The following is a 19833-nucleotide window of genomic DNA, read 5'->3' on the forward strand; positions in this document are numbered from 1 at the left end:
CGGGCCCGCCCCGGCGCCGTTGCGCGCAGCGGATCCGGCAGCGCCGCCGCCGCGTCCAATCCGCGCCCGCCCGCCCGACCCGTTCAGAGATCCGGAGCCCTGCCATGACACCGAAGCCCCGCAGAACCGCCGCCGCAGCCCTGCTCGCCCTCGTCGCACTGAGCGGCTGCGGGTCGGCTGCCACCGTCGCGAGCCCCGCTGCGCACCCCACGCCCGGCCTCGTGGTGCTCGACGAGTCCGCCGACCGCACCCGGATCACCGTCGCCCCCGGCACCACCGTCCGCACCGAACTCCACAGCACCTACTGGTCGCCCGCCACCAGCACCGACCCCGGCCTGCTCGCCCCCGCCGGACAGCCCACCACCGCCGCCGCGCCCTCCTGCCGCCCCGGCAGCGGCTGCGGCACCGTCACCACCGCCTTCACGGCCCGCACCGCCGGCTCGGCCCGGGTGACCGCCCACCGCACCAGCTGCGGCGAGGCCCGACCCTGCCCGCCCGGCCAGCAGGACTACACCGTCGACGTGGACATCGCCGCCCGCTGACGGCCGCAGCGCCCGCCGGGGCTCGGTGACGGCTCGTCAGAGGAGCGGGTCGACGGGGGAGAGGACGCCGAGCCGGTCCTCCAACTGCTGGGCAGCGGCGAGACAGAGGTCCTCGCGGAACGGCCGGCCCACCAACTGCACACCCGTCGGCAGGCCGTCGGCCAGGCCGGTGGGCACGGCCACCGCCGGGGCGCCGACGAAACTGGTCAGCGAGCACAGCCGCATGGCGGAGGCGACCCGGTCCCGGCTCTCCTGGTCGCGAGACTCCAGCCCGGGCTCGACCGGCGGCTCGGTGAAGACCGGGCCGAGCAGCAGCGGGTACTCCGCCAGGAACTCCGCCCACGAGCGGCGGATGTTCATCCAGGTGCCCATCAGGGCGATCAGCCCGGCCGCGTCGAGCTGCGGCGTGCGGCGCATCGCGAAGTCGATGAAGCGGTCGCCGCCCTCGCCGAGCAGCTGACGGACCACCGGCCAGGACGGCGTGAACTCCGCGACGGTCAGCTGGTGGAAGGCGTCGTACGCCTCGTCGAACCGGGGCACGTCGGGCACCTCGCGGACGTCGTACCCCGCCTCGGCCAGCGCCCCCGCGGCCCGCTCGACCGCGCGCCGGACGGTCGGGTGCACGCCGCGCCCGCCCGGGTCGGCGACCACCGCGACCTTCACCGGACCGTCGACCGGACGGCCGTACAGCGGCGCGGGGACGGCCCGCGGATCACGCGGGTCGGGCCCCGCCAGGCACTCGAACGCCAGCCGCAGATCGGCCACCGTCCGGGCCAACGGGCCGTCCGTGACCAGGATCTGCGACGCCGGGCCGGGATCGTCCGGGCCCAGCATCCGCTGGTCGGCGGCGAACCGCCCCGCGGTCGGATTCAGCGCCGCGACGCCGCAGAACGAGGCCGGGATGCGGATCGAGCCGCCCGAGTCGTCGCCCAGCCCGAGCGCGGCCATCCCGGTGGCGACCGCCGCGCCGTCGCCGCCGCTGGTGCCGCCGGGCGTCCGCCCCGCGTCCCACGGGTTCAGCGTGTCGCCGTACAGCTCGCTGCGGGTGTGCATGCCGGAGAGGATCAGCGACGGCATGTTGCTGTGGCCGATCGGGACCGCGCCCGCGGCGCGCAGCCGGGCCACCGGAATCGCATCGGCCCGGGCCGTCAGGTCGGCGAACCGCCGGATGCCGAAGGTGGTCGGGTACCCCTCGACCCGGATGCACTCCTTCACCGTGAACGGCACGCCGGCCAGCGGCCCGAGCTCCTCGCCGGCGGCCCGGCGCCGGTCGATCCGGCGGGCCTCCGCCCGGGCCCGGTCGCCGAACAGCTGGGTGACGGCGTTGATCCGCGGGTTCACCGCGGCGATCCGGTCGAGATGGGCGTCCAGCACGTCGAGCGCGGACACCTCGCCCGCCCGGACGGCAGCGGCGAGCGCGCCGGCGGAAAGCTTCCACATGGTTCTGTCCTCCTCAGCCTTTCCGATGCGGATGCATCGGAACAGGACCGCACCCTAGCCCACGAACCGATACACTCGCATCGAATAAAGCCGTCGCCCGGGAGGCCGCAGCAGATGCCCAAGCAGGTGGACCACGACGAGCGCCGGCGCCTGATCGCCGACGCCGTCTGCGCCCTGATCGACGAACAGGGCCTGGAAGCCGCCACCCTCCGCGACGTCGCCGCCCGCGCCGACGTCTCCATGGGTGCCGTCCAGCGCTGCTTCCGCACCAAGGGCGAGATGCTGCAGTTCGCCCTCGCCCACATCGGCCACCAGGTCACCACCCGCGCCCACGCCCGCCTGCGCGCCGCCCCCGCACAGTCCCCGGCCAGCACCGTCGGCCACCTCGCCCACGAGATCGCCCTGCTGAAGACCCGTCACCGCGCCCAGGCCCGCACCTGGCTGGCCTTCCTCGCCGCCGCCGCCGTCGACCCCGCCCTCGCCGCCGGCCTGCGCACCAGCTACACCGACCTGGAGACCCTGCTCACCGACCTGATCGCCGCCGCCGTCGACACCCCCGACCCCGCCCACCACGCCCACACCCTGCTCGCCCTCACCGACGGCCTCACCGCCCACGTCCTGATCGGCCAGCGCACCCCCGAGGAAGCCGAACACCTCCTGCACGCCCACCTGTCCCGCCTCTGGGCCCACACCGGCGAGTAGGCTCCCAACTCTCCGCCGCAGCACCGGAAGAGCCCGTGACACCCGCACCCGGCCCCCGGACACCGGCCTGGCACCCGCACACCTGCCGACCTGGGAGGAACCACCGTGGCACTCGCCCGCAAAGGCGCCCGCCGCATCGTCGTCGACGGCGTCGCATACCGCTGGCACGTCAGCCGACGGCGCCTCTGCTGCGACTACGAAGGCCACACCCTCGGCTACGTCGCCGAACACGCGACCCACCCCGGGGCCACCCTCGTGGTGGAGACCGGCCGCCCGGCCCGACTCCGGCCCGACCTCGCGCCCGCCGACCTCGTCCTGCCGCGCGAAGTCGCCACCGGAATCCGCACCGCACGCGCCCGGGGCTGGACCCCCACCGAGCCCGGCTCGCCGTTCACCCTGCAGCTGTCCGGCATCGCTCCGGATCAGGATTCCTGATACACCGTCAGGACGACGGCCGCCTCGGGGCAGTCCTTCTCGATGGTGACGGCGCACCACAAGGTCGCGTGATGTTCTGGTACGGACCCGGCAGGCCCGGCCCCGGGCCCGCCCCGAACCAGGAGCACCTCGTGAACCCGCCACCGCCGTACCGCCGTTACGCCCTCCGCCGCTGCGCGGTCCCGGTCGCCGCCGGCGCCCTGCTGCTCGGCGCGCTCGCCCCGACCGTCGCCTCCGCCGCGCCCGCCACGGCCTCCGCCGAGGCCAGGCCGGCCGACACCGTCCAGCAGTGGCTGGACGCGCTGGTCGCCGGCGACCAGCTGCCCGCGGCGCTCGCGGCCGTCCGGGGACGCGACGGCCGGACGCGCGACTACACCTCGGGCGTCGGCGATCTCGCCACCGGGGCGAAGGTCCCCGTCGACGGGCAGGTCAGGATCGGCAGCAACACCAAGACCTTCGTCGCGGTCGTCGTGCTCCAACTGGTCGCGGAGGGCAGGATCCAGCTGGACGCCTCCCTCGACACCTACCTGCCCGGCCTGATCCACGGCGACGGCATCGACGGAAAGTCCATCACGGTCCGTCAGATACTCCAGCACACCAGCGGGTTGGTGGACTACGTCCCGTTCGTCGACCTCGCCGGACCCGACCAGTACATCGAGCCGCGCGAGCTGCTCGACATCGCCCTCGCGCAACGCCCGGACTTCGCCCCCGGCGCCGGCTGGAAGTACAGCAACACCGGATACCTGATCGCCGGACTGATCGTCCAGAAGGTCACCGGACGACCCGTCGGCGAGGAGATCACCAAGCGCGTCATCGACCGGATCGGCCTGCGCCACACCTACTTCCCCGCCCAGGGCGACATGACCGTCCGCGAGCGCCACCCGCACGGCTACGTGCTGCCCGAGGAGCCCGGCGGCCAGCCGTACGACATCACCGAGATGGACCCGTCCTGGGCCTGGGCGGCCGGTGCGATGATCTCCACCAACACCGACCTGAACCGCTTCTTCGCCGCCCTGATCGGCGGTCGACTGCTGCCCCCGGCCCAGCTCGCACAGATGCGCACCACCGTCCCCGCCGAGTACATGGGCCCCGGCGCGCGCTACGGCCTCGGACTCGCCAGCCGCCCGCTGCCCTGCGGCGGCCTGTCGTGGGGCCACGGCGGCAGCCTCCCCGGCTACGTCACCCGCGGCGGCGTCACGGAGGACGGCCGCGCGGCGAACATCGCGGTGACCGCGGCCCCGTCGCCCGAGGTCAGGCAGCGGGTGGCCGACGCGGTCGACGCGGCGCTGTGCCGCTGAGCCGCTGAGTCGCCGAGCCGCTGAGGCTCTGAGTCGCCGAGCCGCCCTCCTGACGGAGTGGCTGCCGGCTCCGGACGCGCGTCGACCCGCGGTCGGCCGACCGCAGGGGCCGTGACACGCGGGTCGACGGGTACGAGTGGCGGGTCGGGCCGGGTGTCCGGCGGGCGGGGGAGCCCGCCGGACACCCGGCCCGGGGCCGGTTCCTAGAAGTGGGCGCCGGAGTCGAGGAAGGAGCCCGAGACGCCGTTGTCGTCCGCCCAGACCCAGAAGGCGTGGTGCTCGACCCCGTTCTCGTCGACGAACGAGCCCGTGTTGGCGAAGCCGGCGCCGGACTCGTTCGCGATGAACTGGGACTTGTTGAAGTGGGCGTCGAAGTCATCGGCGGAGGCGAGTCCGGCGCAGCCGATCACCAGGGGGGCGGTGAGGGCGCCGAGGGCCAGGACACGCTTGACAGCACGCATGAGAAATCTCCTCCGAGTAGGTGTGCGGCGGCAGGACCCAGCGGCGGCCCGGCCGATTCCAGGACGACATGGGCCGCAGGGGCCCGCAATGCGGCCCTGCGGCCATGTGGTCCTGACGGAGAGTCAGCGCTCCTTGTGTCGACCGGGGAGAGGCGGATCGAAGCTTCACCCCTGGGTGGCCGCTCGTCCGGCGCAGGCGGACGGTTCCCGGCAGATGATCCGACGACCGGTCAGTGACCCCCGAAGTGCTGGTCCCGCCACCGGTCGACCTCTCGCGAACTCTCTCCGGTGCGCCTGACGGTCAGTCACTCGACCCCGACCCCCTGATACCGAGTCAGAGGGTCGGTGGCCCGGGCGGCATCCCGGGTTCGCGCATCCGAGCGATTCCCTAGGTCCACTTATAGTACAAACTGATAACCGTGCGTAGCGGCTGCACATAGTCAAGGCATGACGAGACCATTCCGCGGACCGGGGCGGCCGAGATCCCGCACGGCCCGCTTCATCAGTGCCGCAGCCGCAGTCGGGCTGGCCGCCGCAGGGCTGAGCACCTCATGGGGCGCCCAGGCCGTAGCGCCGACCCAGCACCGCGCCGCGCCGCCGGAGAGCGTCCGGGCCGGAGCCTCCACCCTGCTGGAGGAGGACTTCACCGGCGCGACCGCGGACCCGCGGTTCGTCGCCGTCGGCGCGGCCTGCCTGACCGGCGGACCCGTCACCACCCCGCTCCCGCCGGACGGCCGCCAGCTGACCGGCTGTCCGATCCCGGAGACGGGGCCGGTGCCGCCGCTGGACAGCGCACCCTTCGGCTACCTGCGGATCACCGATGCCGCCAACGACCAGAACGGCGCGGTGCTGTTCGACCAGGCGCTGCCGGCCAACGCCGGCCTGGACGTGCAATTCGACCAGTGGCAGTACGGCAGCACCACCCCCGCCACCCCGGCCGACGGAATCTCGTTCTTCCTGGTCAACGGTGACGTCACACTCACCCACCCCGGCGCGTTCGGCGGCAGCCTCGGCTACGCGCAGAAGCTGCCCGACGACAACCCCGCCAACCCGTTCCTGCCCGGCGTCGACAGCGGCTACCTCGGCGTCGGGCTCGACGTGCTCGGCAACTACTTCGGCGACTGGGAGCACCGCGGCAACGGCTGTCCCCCCGGCGAGCGCTCCCCGGCCGGCACCGGCTTCCGCATCCCGGCGCCGGGCAACAACATGGTCACCGTCCGCGGCCCCGGCGACGGCGTCGGGGGCTACTGCTTCATGACCGCGACGACGAGCAACTTCACCACCAACGGCCCGTGGCCGTCCACCCTGCCGGGCACCCTGCAGGGCCCGCTGACGTTCCTCCCGCCGGACGTGACGCCGCCCCAGGCCCAGACGCTGCTGGAGCCGTCCCGCCGCCGGGTGCACGTCCGCATGACCCAGGCGCCGTCCCCGGTGCTGACCGTCGGCGTCGACTTCAACGACGGCGCGGGCGAGCGCCAGGTGCTGACCGCCCCCGCGCCGCAACCCGTCCCGTCGACCTACAAGTTCGGCTTCGCCGGGTCCACGGGCTCCTTCACCGACGTGCACCTGATCCGGAACGTGGTGATCGGCACGTCCGTGGCGCTGCCCTCGCTCAACCTGGTCAAGCACGCCCACCGGCCGCTGCCCGCCAACCTGACGGTCGGCACCCCGGTCGACTACGACTTCGTCGTCACCAACTCCGGGAACGTGCCGATCGACAACCTGACGGTCAACGACCCGAAGATCGGCGGGATCAGCTGCCCGGTGACCACGCTGGCCGTGGGCCAGACGGTCACCTGCACGGCGACCTACGTGGTCACCCCCGCGGACGGGGCCGCCGGCCACATCGCCAACACCGCGCAGGCCACCGGAACCACACCCGGCGGCCCCGTGACGTCGCCACCGTCCTCCGAGGACATCCCGGTGGTGACCCCGCCGGGCATCGAGGTCGTCAAGCAGGTGGACGCCCCCGGGCCGTTCGACGCCGGTGACACCGTCTCCTACACGTACATCGTGAGCAACACGGGCGGCACCGAGATCACGGACGTCCACGTCCAGGACGACCGGATCACCAACATCACCTGCGACGCCACCACCCTCGCCCCGCGCGGCAGCCCCGGCGACGTGACCAAGTGCCACGGCACCTACGTGGTCACGCCCGAAGACGCGGACGCGGGACAAGTCACCAACCACGCAACCGCGTTCGGCACAGCCGCCGGTGCGCCGATCAACTCCGTGGAGACCCAGGCGACGATCGACGTCATCGGCCCCTCCTCGATCGCCCTGGCCAAGGAGGCGGACACCGCGGGCCCCGTCCACGTCGGTGACACCGTGCACTACACGTACACCGTGACGAACACCGGCCGGACCGTGGTCGACAACGTCTCCGTCAGCGACGACCACGCGGCGGACGTCACCTGCGACACCACCACCCTCAACCCCGGCCAGAGCACCCTCTGCCACGCCGCCTACCTCGTCACCGAGGCCGACCTGGCACTCGGCAGCCTCACCAACAGAGCCCAGGCCGTGGGCAGCGACCCGCTGGGCGAACAGGTCGTCAGCCCGCCGGAAGAAGTGACACTGCCCGTCGTCGGCGTCGCCGCGCTGGGCATCGAGAAGACGGCGGACTCCGCGGGCCCGTTCCGGCTGGGCGACACCGTCAAGTACACGTACACGGTGACCAACACCGGCACCGCGACGGTGCACAACCTCGGCGTCGTGGACGACCGCATCGCGCCGGTGACGTGTGACGTGACGACGCTGAACCCTGGTGCGAGCACGCTCTGCCACGGTTCCTACGTCATCACCGCTGCGGATGTTGCGGCCGGTCACGTGACCAACACGGCCCACGCCGAGGGTGTGGACCCTGAAGGCCGGACGGTGCAGAGCCCGCCCGGCGAAGCCACCGTCCCCGTGGTGGGCATCGCCGTGCTGGCCATCGAGAAGACGGCGGACTCCGCGGGTCCGTTCCACGTGGGTGAGACCGTCAACTACACCTACACGGTGACCAATACGGGTACGGCGGCGGTCCACGCGCTGGCCGTGACCGATGACCACGTCGCGTCGGTGACGTGCGACACGACGACGCTGAACCCCGGTGCGAGCACGCTCTGCCATGGTTCGTACGTCATCTCGGCGGCGGATGTTGCGGCCGGCCACGTGACCAACACGGCCCACGCCGAGGGTGTGGACCCTGAAGGCGGGACGGTGCAGAGTCCTCCTGGTGAGGCGACCGTTCCGGTGGTGGGCGAGGCCGAGCTGGGTATCCAGAAGACGGCCGACAGCGCCGGTCCGTTCCACGTCGGTGACACGGTCGACTACACGTACACGGTGACCAACACCGGTACGGCGGCGGTGCACAGCCTGTCTGTCACGGATGACCACGTCGCTGCGGTGACGTGTGACGCGACGACGTTGAACCCGGGTGCGAGCACGCTCTGCCACGGTTCGTATGTCGTGACGGCGGCTGATGTGACGGCCGGCCATGTGACCAACACGGCTCACGCGAACGGCACGGACCCCCAGGGGCAGCCGGTGCAGAGCCCTCCTGGTGAAGCGACCGTTCCGGTGGCGGGCATCGCGGAGCTGACGATCGAGAAGGCGGCGGACAGTGCGGGCCCGTTCCACGTAGGTGACGCCGTGGCGTACACCTACACCGTCACGAACACCGGCACCGCTGCGGTGCACAACCTGTCTGTCGCGGACGACCACGTCGCTGCGGTGACGTGTGACGCGACGACGTTGAATCCGGGGGCGAGCACGCTGTGCCACGGCACTTATGTCGTGACGGCGGCTGATGTGACGGCCGGTCATGTGACCAACACGGCTCACGCGAACGGTGCGGACCCCGAGGGGCAGCCGGTACAGAGCCCGCCCGGTGAGGTGACCGTCCCCGTTGTGGGCGAGGGTGAGCTGTCCATCGAGAAGACGGCGGACAGTGCGGGTCCGTTCCACGTGGGCGACACCGTGAACTACACGTACACGGTGACGAACACCGGTACTGCTGCTGTCCACGCGCTCACCGTGACCGACGACCATGTTGCTGCGGTGACGTGTGACGCGACGACGTTGAATCCGGGCGCGAGCACGCTGTGCCACGGCACGTATGTCGTGACGGCGACGGATGTCACGGCCGGCCATGTCACCAACACGGCTCACGCGAACGGCACCGACCCCGAGGGGCAGCCGGTGGTGAGTCCTCCTGGTGAGGCGACTGTCCCGGTGGTGGGCGAGGCCGTGCTGGCGATTGAGAAGGTGGCTGATTCTGCGGGCCCGTTCCATGTCGGTGACACGGTTTCCTACACGTACACGGTGACGAACCCGGGTACGGCGGCGGTGCACAACCTGTCTGTCGTGGACGATCACGTCGCGGTGGTGACGTGTGATGCGACGACGTTGAATCCGGGTGCGAGCACGCTCTGCCACGGTTCGTACGTCGTCACGGCGGCGGATGTGTCGGCCGGTCATGTGACGAACACGGCCCACGCCGAGGGCACGGATCCGCAGGGCCGGACGGTGGTGAGTCCTCCTGGTGAGGCGACCGTCCCGGTCCTGGGTGAGGCGCTGCTGACGATTCAGAAGGCGGCGGACTCGGCAGGTCCGTTCCATGTGGGTGAGACCGTCACCTACACGTACACGGTGACGAACACGGGTACGGCGGCGGTGCACGATCTGGCGGTGTCGGACGACCGCATCGCTTCGGTGACGTGTGACGTGACGACGCTGAACCCTGGTGCGAGCACGTTCTGCCACGGCAGTTACGTGATCACGGCGGCGGATGTGTCCGCGGGCCAGGTGACGAACACGGCTCGTGCGCACGGCACTGATCCCGAGGGTCGGGATGTGCAGAGTCCTCCTGGTGAGGCGACGATCGACATCGCGGGTGACGCGGTGCTGACGATCGAGAAGGTGGCGGACAGCGCCGGCCCGTTCCATGTGGGTGACACCGTCAACTACACGTACACGGTGACCAATGCGGGTACCGCTCCGGTGCACGACCTGGAGGTGAGTGACAACCTGATCGGGTCGGTGACGTGTAACAGGACGACGCTGCCGGCCGGTGAGAGCACGCTCTGCCACGGGTCCTACGTCGTCACCGCTGCGGATGTGCAGAACGGTCACGTGACCAACACGGCTCATGCGAGCGGCCTCGACCCCGAGGGTCGGCCGGTGGAGAGTCCTCCTGGTGAGACGACCGTTCCGGTGGTGGGCGAGGCCGAGTTGGCGATTGAGAAGGTGGCCGATTCTGCGGGCCCGTTCCATGTCGGTGACACGGTTTCCTACACCTACACGGTGACGAACACCGGTACCGCTGCGGTGCACAACCTCACGGTCGCAGATGACCACGTCGCGGTGGTGACGTGCGACGCGACGACGTTGAACCCGGGGGCGAGCACGCTGTGCCACGGGTCGTACGTCGTCACGGCGGCGGACGTCTCGGCGGGACACGTGACCAACACGGCTCACGCCGAGGGTACGGACCCCGAGGGCCAGACGGTGCTGAGCCCTCCGGCGGACGCGACCGTTCCGGTGGCGGGCGAGGGTCGGCTGACCATCGAGAAGACGGCTGACAGCGCCGGCCCGTTCCACGTGGGTGAGACCGTCACCTACACGTACACGGTGACGAACACCGGTACGGCGGCGGTGCACGGCCTGACCGTGACGGACGACCACGTCGCCGGTGTCACGTGCAACGCGACGACGCTGAACCCCGGTCAGAGCACGCTCTGCCACGGTTCGTACGTCGTGACGGCGGCTGATGTCACGGCTGGTCACGTGACCAACACGGCTCACGCGAACGGCACCGACCCCGAGGGCCAAGAGGTTCAGAGCCCGCCCGGTGAGGCCACCGTTCCGGTGGCCGGCATCGCGGAGCTGACCATCGAGAAGGCCGCGGACGCTGCCGGCCCGTTCCACGTCGGTGACACCGTGTCGTACACGTACACGGTGACCAACACCGGTACGGCCGCCGTGCACAGCCTCACGGTCACGGACGATCACGTCGCCTCGGTGACGTGTGACGCCACGACCCTGAACCCGGGTCAGAGCACGCTCTGTCACGGTTCGTATGTCGTGACGGCGGGGGATGTGTCGGCGGGCCACGTGACGAACAAGGCTCACGCGGAGGGCACCGACCCCGAGGGGCAGACGGTGCTGAGTCCTCCTGGTGAGGCGACCGTTCCGGTCGTGGGCGAGGGTGAGCTGTCCATCGAGAAGGCGGCGGACAGCGCCGGCCCGTTCCACGTGGGTGAGACCGTCGCCTATACGTACACGGTAACGAACACCGGTACGGCGGCGGTGCACGGCCTGACCGTGACGGACGACCATGTTGCGTCGGTGACGTGTGATGCGACGACGTTGAATCCGGGGGCGAGCACGCTCTGCCACGGTTCGTACGTCGTTACTGCGGCGGATGTTCAGGCCGGGCATGTCACCAACACTGCTCACGCGAACGGCACGGACCCAGAGGGGCAGCCGGTGCAGAGCCCGCCCGGTGAGGTGACCGTCCCTGTGGTGGGCGAGGGCCAGCTGACCATTGAGAAGACGGCGGACAGTGCCGGTCCGTTCCACGTGGGCGACACGGTGAACTACACGTACACCGTCACCAACACGGGCACGGGCGCCGTCAGCAGCATCACGGTGGCGGACGACCACATCGCTTCGGTGACGTGTGATGCGACGACGTTGAATCCGGGCGCGAGCACGCTGTGCCACGGCTCCTACGTCATCACCGCTGCGGATGTCACGGCCGGTCACGTGACCAACACGGCTCACGCGAAAGGCACCGGCCCCGATGGTGAGCCGGTGCAGAGTCCTCCTGGTGAGGCGACTGTCCCGGTGGTGGGCGAGGCACTGCTGTCGATCGAGAAGACGGCAGACTCCGCCGGCCCGTTCCATGTCGGCGACACCGTGACATACACGTACACGGTGACCAACACGGGTACCGCAGCGTTGCACAACCTGACTGTTTCGGACGACCGCGTCGCTTCGGTGACGTGTGATGCGACGACGTTGAACCCGGGTGCGAGCACGCTGTGCCACGGCACCTACGTCGTGACGGCGGGGGATGTGTCGGCCGGTCATGTCACCAACACGGCTCACGCGAAGGGCGTCGACCCGGAGGGCCACGAGGTGCAGAGTCCGCCGATCGAAGCGACCGTCCCGGTTGTGGGCGAAGGCGAGCTGGCCATCGAGAAGACGGCCGATGCCACGGGTCCGTTCCATGTCGGTGACACCGTGAACTACACGTACACGGTGACCAATACGGGTACGGCGGCCGTCCACAACGTCACGGTGGCGGACGACCATGTTGCGTCGGTGACCTGTGACACGACGACGCTGAACCCTGGCCAGAGCGCGCTCTGTCACGGCAGCTACGTGATCTCCGCAGCCGATGTGCAGGCCGGCCACGTGACCAACACCGCTCGCGCGACCGGTACCGACCCCGAAGGCCGGACGGTGCAGAGCCCTCCTGGTGAGGCCACTGTCCCCGTGGTGGGCGAGGCGCTGCTGTCGATCGAGAAGACTGCGGACAGCGCCGGCCCGTTCCACGTGGGCGACACCGTCAACTACACGTACACCGTCACCAACACCGGTACGGCGGTCGTTCACAACGTGAGCGTCGTGGACGACCATGTTGAGTCGGTGACGTGCAACGCGACCACGCTGAATCCGAGTCAGAGCACGCTGTGCCACGGCAGCTACGTGGTTACCGCAGCTGATGTTCAGGCCGGGCATGTCACCAACACCGCTCACGCCACCGGCACGGATCCTGAGGGGCAGGAGGTTCAGAGTCCGCCGATCGACGCGACCGTTCCGGTCGTGGGTGAGGCCGAGTTGGCCGTCGAGAAGACGGCGGACAGCGCGGGTCCGTTCCATGTGGGTGACACGGTGCACTACACGTACACCGTGACGAACACCGGCACGGCGGTGATCCACAACGTCGCTGTGGTGGACGACCGCGTCACGTCGGTCACCTGTGACGCGACGACGTTGAACCCGGGTGCGAGCACGCTTTGCCAAGGCAGTTACACGATTACGGCGGCGGATGCCGCGGCGGGTCACGTGACGAACACGGCGCGCGCGAACGGCACCGATCCCAATGGCAGGGCGGTGCAGAGTCCGCCGGCCGAGGCTACGGTCACGGTCGTGGGCGAGGCGCAGTTGTCCATCGTGAAGAAGGCCGACAGCGCGGGCCCGTTCCGGGTGGGTGACACGGTCGACTACACGTACACGGTGACCAACACCGGTACGGCGGCGGTGCACAGCCTGTCTGTCACGGACGACCGTGTCGCGTCGGTGACCTGTGATGCGACGACGTTGAACCCGGGTGCGAGCACGGTGTGCCACGGCAGTTACACGATTACGGAGGAGGATGTCGAGGCGGGTCATGTGACGAACACGGCCCGTGCGGGTGGTGTGGACCCGGAGGGTCGCCCGGTGGAGAGCGGGCCGGGCGAGGTGACGGTGGAGACCACGTCGGGTGCGTCGTCGCTGTCGATCGTCAAGCAGTCCGATGTGTCCGGTTCCGCGCAGGTGGGTGACACCGTGACGTACACGTACACGGTGACGAACACCGGGACGACGGTGCTGACGGATGTGATGGTCCGTGACGACCGGGTCGCGCACGTCACCTGCGATGCGACGACGCTGGAGCCGGGTGCGAGCACGACCTGCCGCGGTGTGTACGTGGTGACGGAGGAGGACGCGAAGGCCGGTCACGTGATCAACACGGCGACGGCTTCGGGTCGTGACCCGCAGGGACAGTCGGTGGAGAGCCGGCCGGTGTCGCTGTGCGTGACGGTGTCGGAGTGCCCGGAGCGGGAGAAGGGCGAGGGCTGTGTGAAGGTTCCTCGTCCGACGGCGCCGCCGAAGCACGGTGGTGGTGGGGGCGGTCACCTGCCGGACACGGGTTCGCCTGCGGGTCTCGCGGCGGTGGGCCTGGCCGGTGGCGGGCTGCTGACGCTGGGCGGTGTGCTGCTGTACCGGGCACGGCGCCGGGCGAACGCGGACCGGTTCGTGGGGTAACGCCCACGCAATCACCGCTCGTTCGGTGAAGCGACCGCCCCCGGGGCCCCATGGCTCCGGGGGCGGTCCCCTGCCGTGCGAGGTTGGGCGCGCAGTGGTGGATCGGTGGTCGAGTGCCGGTTCGCGGCCGTCCGCGCCGGATTGCGCGGGGGCGTGCTGCGCTGGTCGGGTCCTACTCGCTTGTGGGGCAAGTCCCGGTGGGGGGTGGGGCGTTCGGAGGGGCTGGTGCGGCAAGGGGTGGGGGTGCGGATAGCCGGAAGGGGTGACTTGTGAGCTAAACCCTGGTGGGGGCGGGCAGTTCATTGGCGGGTTGTTTCGTATGGAAGCAATTGCCGGTGCCGTCGGCCGTGCGGTCGCGTGCGGGGTGCGGGGTGCGGTGGGCGGGACACGAGCGGAAGGGGCAGAAGCCATGGCCATGGTTCAGACCGGTAGGTTGCAGCTGAACTCCACGCATCCCACGGAGGTGACCGGTGGGAACACGTCGACCTTCACCCAGGTCACGTTCCCCTCGCCGTTCCCGGCCGGTGCGAGTGTGATCGTCGTGCCGTTCGTGCAGACGTTCAACGGCCCCGACACGCCGGGCCTGCGGATCGCCGATGTCACCGTCACCGGCTTCAAGATCCGGATCAACGAGCTCGTGGGCTCGGGCAGGGCGTTGTCCGACGGTCAGCACACCACCGAAACCGTGGGCTGGATCGCCAGCACCGTGTGATCCCGCGACCCGACTGCCCGTCCCTCTCGGTGGCCGTCCCCTCCTGGCGGCCGTCGGGAGGGACGGGCTTGTTGTGGTGTCGCGTCGCGGTGTTCAGGGGGCCGGTGGTGGTGCGGCTGGCGGCCCTGGGGGGTGGGTGGGCTGTCAGTCCTGGGCGCCGGTCCGGCTGACGAGGCGTTCTTCGAGAGCCGCGGTGGAGTAGACGGCTTCGGGGTCGGCGGCGATCTGCTGCGGGGTGGGTTCGCCGGTCGGGGGAGTGCCGTCGGGGCCGACGGCGGGGAGGTACGTGAGGAGGACTTCGCGGATGCCGAGGTAGGCGCCGGTGGTGGAGTCGAAGATCAGGGCGACGCGCTGGGTTCCGTTCATGCCGACGACGGCGACGCCCGTGCGGCCGGTGGCGTCGACCTGGTCGGTGACGATCGAGGTGCCGGGGAGTTTCGCGGCGGCCTTCATCAGGGCGCCGGCGTGCTCGTCGAAGAGCTCCCCGAACGCCTCCTGTGCCCCGGCGCGCAACCGCGCCCGCATCGAGAGTTCCACACCCCCACCTGTCCGCAGGCGCACCAGGGTTCCACCTTTTCCCCGACCGGTGCTCGTGGGGTCCTGACGCACCGTCGGCAGGCCCCGGGGCGGCGGCCGACGGACCGTCCGGTGGGTCAGCGCGTGTCGTCGCGACGGAGTCCGCGGTCGGGTGCGCTCATGTCGCCGGTGCGGGGGGTGCCGTCGGCGAGGGCGTAGCGGAGGTGGACGGTGCCGGCGGGGGCGGCTGCCGGTGGGGTCAGGAGGGTGAGGTTGGTGGGTACCGCGCCGGTGTCGAACACCTTCTTTCCGACGCCGAGGACGATCGGGTGCACCCAGAGGTCGAGGCGGTCGAAGAGCTTCTCGCGCAGGAGGGTCTGCACCAGGTTCAGGCTTCCGACGACCTTGACGTGCTGGTGCCGGTCGCGGATCTCGTGCACCGCCCGGGCCAGGTCGGCTCCGAGCAGGGTGGATCCGGCCCAGGGGAGGTCGGGGGTGCCGCGGGAGGCCACGTACTTCGGGACGCTGTTGAAGAGTTCGGCGATCTCGCCGTCCTTCTGGTGCGGCCAGTAGGCGGCGAAGAGGTCGTAGGTGCGCCGGCCGAGCAGGAGGGCGTCGGTGCCCTCGTACGCGGCGCTGATCTGTGCGCCGGTGACGTCGTCGATCAGGGGCGCCTGCCAGCCGCCGAACGGGAAACCCGACGGGTCCTCGTCGGGTCCGCCCGGCGCCTGCCCGACGAGGTCGAGGGTGGCGAACAGTTCGATGTGGATCAGGCCCATGGCTGCACTCCCGGTGAGAGGTTTCGGTCGCCTTCGTCGAGGTGTAGACCCGGCTGGGCCGGAAAGCTCGGCCGCCACGCCGACACCTGCCGCCCCGCTGCCGGGCGGGCCCGTCGCAGGCCCGCCCGGCAGCCCGTTCCCGAACGCCGGTCAGCCGGTCGGCCGGTCGGCCGGTCAGCCGGTCCCGTCGGGGTGGTGGACGGTGAGCTCGCCGTAGGCGGACAGGGCGCCGGCCGGGTCGCCGGGGGTGGGTTGCAGGACGGCGTCGAGGAAGGCGAGGGTGGCGGCGGCCGTGGTGCGGGGGCTCTCGGTGCGGCCGAGGGAGCCGACGAGCGAGGGCAGCGGCGGCAGGTAGAGGGGGCTGTCGGTGAAGCTGAGGTGGGCGGTGCGGGGCACGGTGAGGCGGTAGCTGGTGGCGGTGTCGAGGGTGAGGGCCTCGGTGAGGCGGGGCAGGTAGCGGGGGTCGGTGTCGGGGGTGGGAGCGGAGGTGAGGGCGAGGGCGGGCTGGTGGAGGGCGGGGGCGATGGGGCCGTGGGGGTAGCCGTCGAGGTCGACGACGGCGCCGATGCGCGGGTCGTGCCGGGCCGCCTGGAGGGCGGCGGCGCCGCCCATGGAGTGGCCGGCTGCCGCGGTGCGGGCGGTGTCGAGGTGTCCGGTCAGCGGGTCGGGGACGGTGCCGCGGTCCAGGTTCTGCAGCTGGGTGAGGACGAAGCGGAGGTCGTCGGCGCGGACGGCGGTCCAGTCGGCCGCGAGGCGCTCGTCGGTGTCCCGGTCGCCGCTGGAGGTGGTCGCGGAGCGGATGGTCCGGCCGTCCTCAAGGACGACGGCCGCGCTGTCGTAGGGGTGGTCGAGGGCGGCGACGACGTAGCCGTGGCTGGCGACCTCCTCCGCCCAGGCGGTGTTCTGGGTGCGGGCGCCGCCCGAGCCGGGGGAGAACAGGACGACCGGCCAGCGCCGGTCGCCGTCGGCGACGGGCGCGTCGGTGCGGGCGTGGGTGCGGGCGCGTGTCGTGCCGTCGAGCAGGAAACCGGGCAGGCCGGCGCCGTGGGCGAGGGCGTCGGCGACGGTGCGGGCCTCCTGCTGGGTGCGTCCGAGGTAGCGGGCTCCGGGCGTGCTCGTGGGGCTGTTCCGTGCGGGGTACCAGAGTTGGACGACGACGGTGCGCCGGTCGGCGGGGTCGGGGGTGAACGTCTCGGCGCGGTCGGGGTCGGACCACTGCACCACCCGGGTGCCGACCGCGAAGGGGCCCGACGGCGCGGGGAACACGGGCACGGGGAACGCCCACGCGGCGATCGGCCCGGAGGCGATCAGTGCGGCGCAGGCCGCCGAGGCCGGCACCGCCAGCCACCACCTGGCCCGCCACGCCGGCCGGCCGGGACGGCGCCGGCGCGACGCCGGCAGGAGACGCAGGAGGGGCGAGAGCGCGAACGGCAGTGTCGCCGCGGCGCCGGCCAGGACCGGCAGCAGCTGCCAGCGGACGCCCACCACGCCCAGCACGGCCGCGGACACGGCGAGGACCGCGGTCGCGGCGATCGTGGTTCGCCCACGGGCGGCGGGCGGCAGCCAGCGCGCCGCGACGAGCGCGAGGGCGCTCAGTACGGTGAGCAACTCCAGCGGGGACATGGACAGTTCGGGGATGATCTCGGTCACCCCGTCATCGTCGGGGCGGCGTGCACCGCGGCACATCCGCCGCCGGTCGCCGCCGGATGCCGCCCGCGGTCGCACGCGGACCCGCCGCCGAGCAGCCGTTTTGCGACCCGGGGAGCAACGCGGACTCCTCCTCGGGTCGTACCCGGGCGCGGCGCTCTCCCGCCGAGGGATCATGTGCGCGGCCGCGCCCGCGTCCTACCGTGGCACCAGCGCACCGGGGCCAGAAGGGACCCGGGGCCGCTGTACGGCGGGGCGGATCGACGAGGGGGACGCGTGGTGGGGACCGAGACGGTCGAGGGGCCCGGCAGCAGCACCCGCCCGGCACGCCACCGGACGGGCGAGCGGCCGACAACGGAGCCCGACCCCGACGGTCGCCGCAGCCCCCGGCTGCCATCTGCCGTCCGCGTCCTGCCGTCCGCCGCCCGCGTTTTGCTGTCGTCCGTCGCGCCCGGTTCGCTGCTCGTGCCGCTGTTCCTGGTCCTGCTGCTGCTTCATGTCGTCCTCACGTACGGCCGGGGGGAGCTCCTGGTGGCCGCGGCCCTGACCGTCGCTCTGGTGCTGCCGCTGGTGTGGCTGCGCCGGGCGCCCGGGGCGGTGTTCGCGGCAGTGGTGGCGGCGGCGTTCGTCCAGTGGTGGGCGGGTGTCCAACTGCCTGCGGACGCCGCCCTGCTGGTGGCCCTGTACGCGGTGGCCGCGGACGCGGGGCGGCGTGCCGTGTTCGTGGCGTGCGCAGTCGTGGAGGGCGGGGCGCTGCTGGCGTGCCTGCGCTGGGCGACGCCGGGCGCGTTCCTGGCGCCCTTCGCGGCGCTGACCGCGGCGGTGGTGGCGGCCGCCGCGCTGGGGGTTAACGCGCGGACCGCCCGCGCCTTCCTCGTGGCGTCGCAGGAGCGGGCCGCGCGTCTGGAGCAGCAGCGGGATCAGCAGGCGCGGCTGGCGGTGGCCGAGGAGCGCAGTCGCATCGCCCGGGAGATGCACGACATCGTCACCCACAACCTGTCGGTGATGGTCGCGCTCACCGACGCCGCCCTCCATGCGCGGGACCACGCGCCCGAGGCCGCTGCCACGGCGATGCTCCGCGCCTCCGAGACCGGCCGGCAGGCCCTGGTGGACATGCGGCGCTCGCTCGGCGTCCTGCGCACCGACGGGCCGGGCGTCGACGGGTCGGGCACCGACGGGCCGGGCGTCGAGCGCCGTCCGCTGCCCGGCATCGGTGACCTTCAGGAGCTGACGGAGCGGATGTGCGCCGCCGGGCTGCCCACCGTCCTCGACCTCCGCGGCGCCCACGACCGGCTGCCCGCCACCGCCCAGCTGACCGTCTACCGCCTGGTGCAGGAAGCGTTGACCAACACCCTCAAACACGCGCCCGCCGGCGCCCGCGCCGAGGTCCGCCTCCAGTGCCGGGCCCGGTCCGTCACCGTGGACGTCACCGACAACGGCCCGCGCACCGCCCCGCCCCGTCCCGAAGCCGCGTCGGGCCACGGGATCCCCGGCATGCGGGAACGCGCGGCCGCCTACCGCGGGACCCTGCGCGCCGGACCGCTCCCGGGCGGCGGCTGGCACGTCCACGCGCGCCTGTTCCTCGACAGCGCGGAAGCGGTGACCGCATGACGATCCGCGTCCTGGTCGCCGACGACGAGGCACTGCTGCGGATGGCCTTCACCACCATCCTCGACGCCCAGCCCGACATGACCCCGGTCGGCGAGGCCGCCGACGGCGCCCACGCGGTGCGCCTGGCCCGGGAGTTGCGCCCCGACGTCGTCCTCATGGACATCCGGATGCCGGGGACGGACGGCATCGAGGCGACCCGGCGGCTCACCGACGCCTGCCCGCTGAGCAGAGTGCTGATCCTGACCACGTTCGACCTGGACGAGTACGCCTTCGCCGCGCTGGACGCCGGGGCGTCGGGCTTCCTGCTGAAGAACACCAGGCCCGACGAGCTGCTCGCGGCGATCCGCAGCGTGGCGGCGGGCGACGCGGTGCTCTCCCCGCGGATCACCCGCCGCCTGCTGGACGACGTCCGCCCGCACCTGGCCGGGGCCGCTGCGGCCGGCCGTCACGAGGAGCGGCTGGGGCGGCTCAGCGCCCGTGAGCGGGAAGTCCTGGTCGAGGTGGGCCGGGGCCTGTCGAACGCGGAGATCGCGGCCCGCCTCCATCTCGCGGAGGCGACCGTGAAGTCCCACCTGGGCCGGATCCTGCACAAACTCGCGCTCCGCGACCGGATCCAGGCCGTCGTCCTCGCGCACGAGAGCGGCCTCGTCCCGCCGCCCTGAC

The 19833-nt window shown here is 71.9% G+C and carries 13 protein-coding genes; 8 read left to right on the forward strand and 5 right to left on the reverse strand.

Annotation, left to right across the window (positions count from 1 at the left end; all coding sequences use genetic code 11):
* Nucleotides 1-104 precede the first annotated feature (104 nt).
* Entirely contained in the window at nucleotides 105-542 is a 438-nt protein-coding gene (locus tag CG736_RS25435) for a hypothetical protein (protein WP_100588495.1), read from the forward strand.
* Between the two features lie 36 nt (nucleotides 543-578).
* On the opposite strand, the gene CG736_RS25440 is transcribed toward CG736_RS25435, so the two are convergent.
* Nucleotides 579-1982, reverse strand: a complete 1404-nt coding sequence (locus CG736_RS25440; protein ID WP_100588496.1) for an amidase — start codon at nucleotides 1980-1982, stop codon at nucleotides 579-581.
* Nucleotides 1983-2096: 114 nt separating this feature from the next.
* Between CG736_RS25440 and CG736_RS25445 the strand changes: the two genes are divergently transcribed.
* The 3 genes from CG736_RS25445 (at nucleotide 2097) to CG736_RS25455 (ending at nucleotide 4417) form a co-directional block, all read left to right on the forward strand.
* Nucleotides 2097-2684 (forward strand): TetR/AcrR family transcriptional regulator, encoded by a 588-nt coding sequence (locus CG736_RS25445; RefSeq protein WP_100588497.1) that lies wholly within the window; start codon nucleotides 2097-2099, stop codon nucleotides 2682-2684.
* Nucleotides 2685-2789: 105 nt separating this feature from the next.
* Nucleotides 2790-3119, forward strand: coding sequence for a hypothetical protein (locus tag CG736_RS25450; protein WP_100588498.1), 330 nt, complete (start codon nucleotides 2790-2792; stop codon nucleotides 3117-3119).
* Between the two features lie 131 nt (nucleotides 3120-3250).
* On the forward strand, nucleotides 3251-4417 hold the full coding sequence (locus CG736_RS25455; protein ID WP_232734171.1) for a serine hydrolase: 1167 nt from the start codon (nucleotides 3251-3253) through the stop codon (nucleotides 4415-4417).
* 203 nt (nucleotides 4418-4620) lie between these two features.
* Here CG736_RS25455 and CG736_RS36525 read toward each other — a convergent pair whose 3' ends face one another.
* Nucleotides 4621-4878, reverse strand: coding sequence for a hypothetical protein (locus CG736_RS36525; RefSeq protein ID WP_157815731.1), 258 nt, complete (start codon nucleotides 4876-4878; stop codon nucleotides 4621-4623).
* Nucleotides 4879-6585: 1707 nt separating this feature from the next.
* Here CG736_RS36525 and CG736_RS25465 point away from each other — a divergent pair.
* Together CG736_RS25465 and CG736_RS25470 are read left to right on the forward strand one after the other, a co-directional pair.
* Entirely contained in the window at nucleotides 6586-13905 is a 7320-nt protein-coding gene (locus CG736_RS25465; RefSeq protein ID WP_198520607.1) for a DUF11 domain-containing protein, read from the forward strand.
* 409 nt (nucleotides 13906-14314) lie between these two features.
* Entirely contained in the window at nucleotides 14315-14617 is a 303-nt protein-coding gene (locus CG736_RS25470) for a hypothetical protein (RefSeq protein WP_100588502.1), read from the forward strand.
* A 144-nt stretch (nucleotides 14618-14761) separates the two neighbouring features.
* On the opposite strand, the gene CG736_RS25475 is transcribed toward CG736_RS25470, so the two are convergent.
* The 3 genes from CG736_RS25475 to CG736_RS25485 form a co-directional block, all read right to left on the reverse strand.
* Nucleotides 14762-15154, reverse strand: coding sequence for a hypothetical protein (locus CG736_RS25475; protein WP_100588503.1), 393 nt, complete (start codon nucleotides 15152-15154; stop codon nucleotides 14762-14764).
* A 116-nt stretch (nucleotides 15155-15270) separates the two neighbouring features.
* A complete protein-coding gene (locus tag CG736_RS25480) occupies nucleotides 15271-15912 on the reverse strand; it encodes a dihydrofolate reductase family protein (RefSeq protein ID WP_100588504.1) in 642 nt (213 codons plus the stop codon).
* Between the two features lie 174 nt (nucleotides 15913-16086).
* A complete protein-coding gene (locus CG736_RS25485) occupies nucleotides 16087-17535 on the reverse strand; it encodes a hypothetical protein (protein WP_232734180.1) in 1449 nt (482 codons plus the stop codon).
* Between the two features lie 300 nt (nucleotides 17536-17835).
* Between CG736_RS25485 and CG736_RS25490 the strand changes: the two genes are divergently transcribed.
* Both CG736_RS25490 and CG736_RS25495 read left to right on the forward strand, forming a co-directional pair.
* Nucleotides 17836-19170: a sensor histidine kinase gene (locus CG736_RS25490; protein ID WP_369880466.1), complete on the forward strand. Its 1335-nt coding sequence runs from the start codon at nucleotides 17836-17838 to the stop codon at nucleotides 19168-19170.
* Nucleotides 19167-19832 carry a response regulator transcription factor gene (locus CG736_RS25495; protein ID WP_100588507.1) on the forward strand — a complete coding sequence of 222 codons (666 nt, stop codon included), beginning with the start codon at nucleotides 19167-19169 and terminating at the stop codon, nucleotides 19830-19832. Before CG736_RS25490 ends, CG736_RS25495 begins: the two co-directional genes overlap by 4 nt.
* Nucleotide 19833 lies beyond the last annotated feature (1 nt).

This window comes from Kitasatospora sp. CB02891 (assembly GCF_002803145.1).
Lineage (GTDB): Bacteria > Actinomycetota > Actinomycetes > Streptomycetales > Streptomycetaceae > Kitasatospora > Kitasatospora griseola.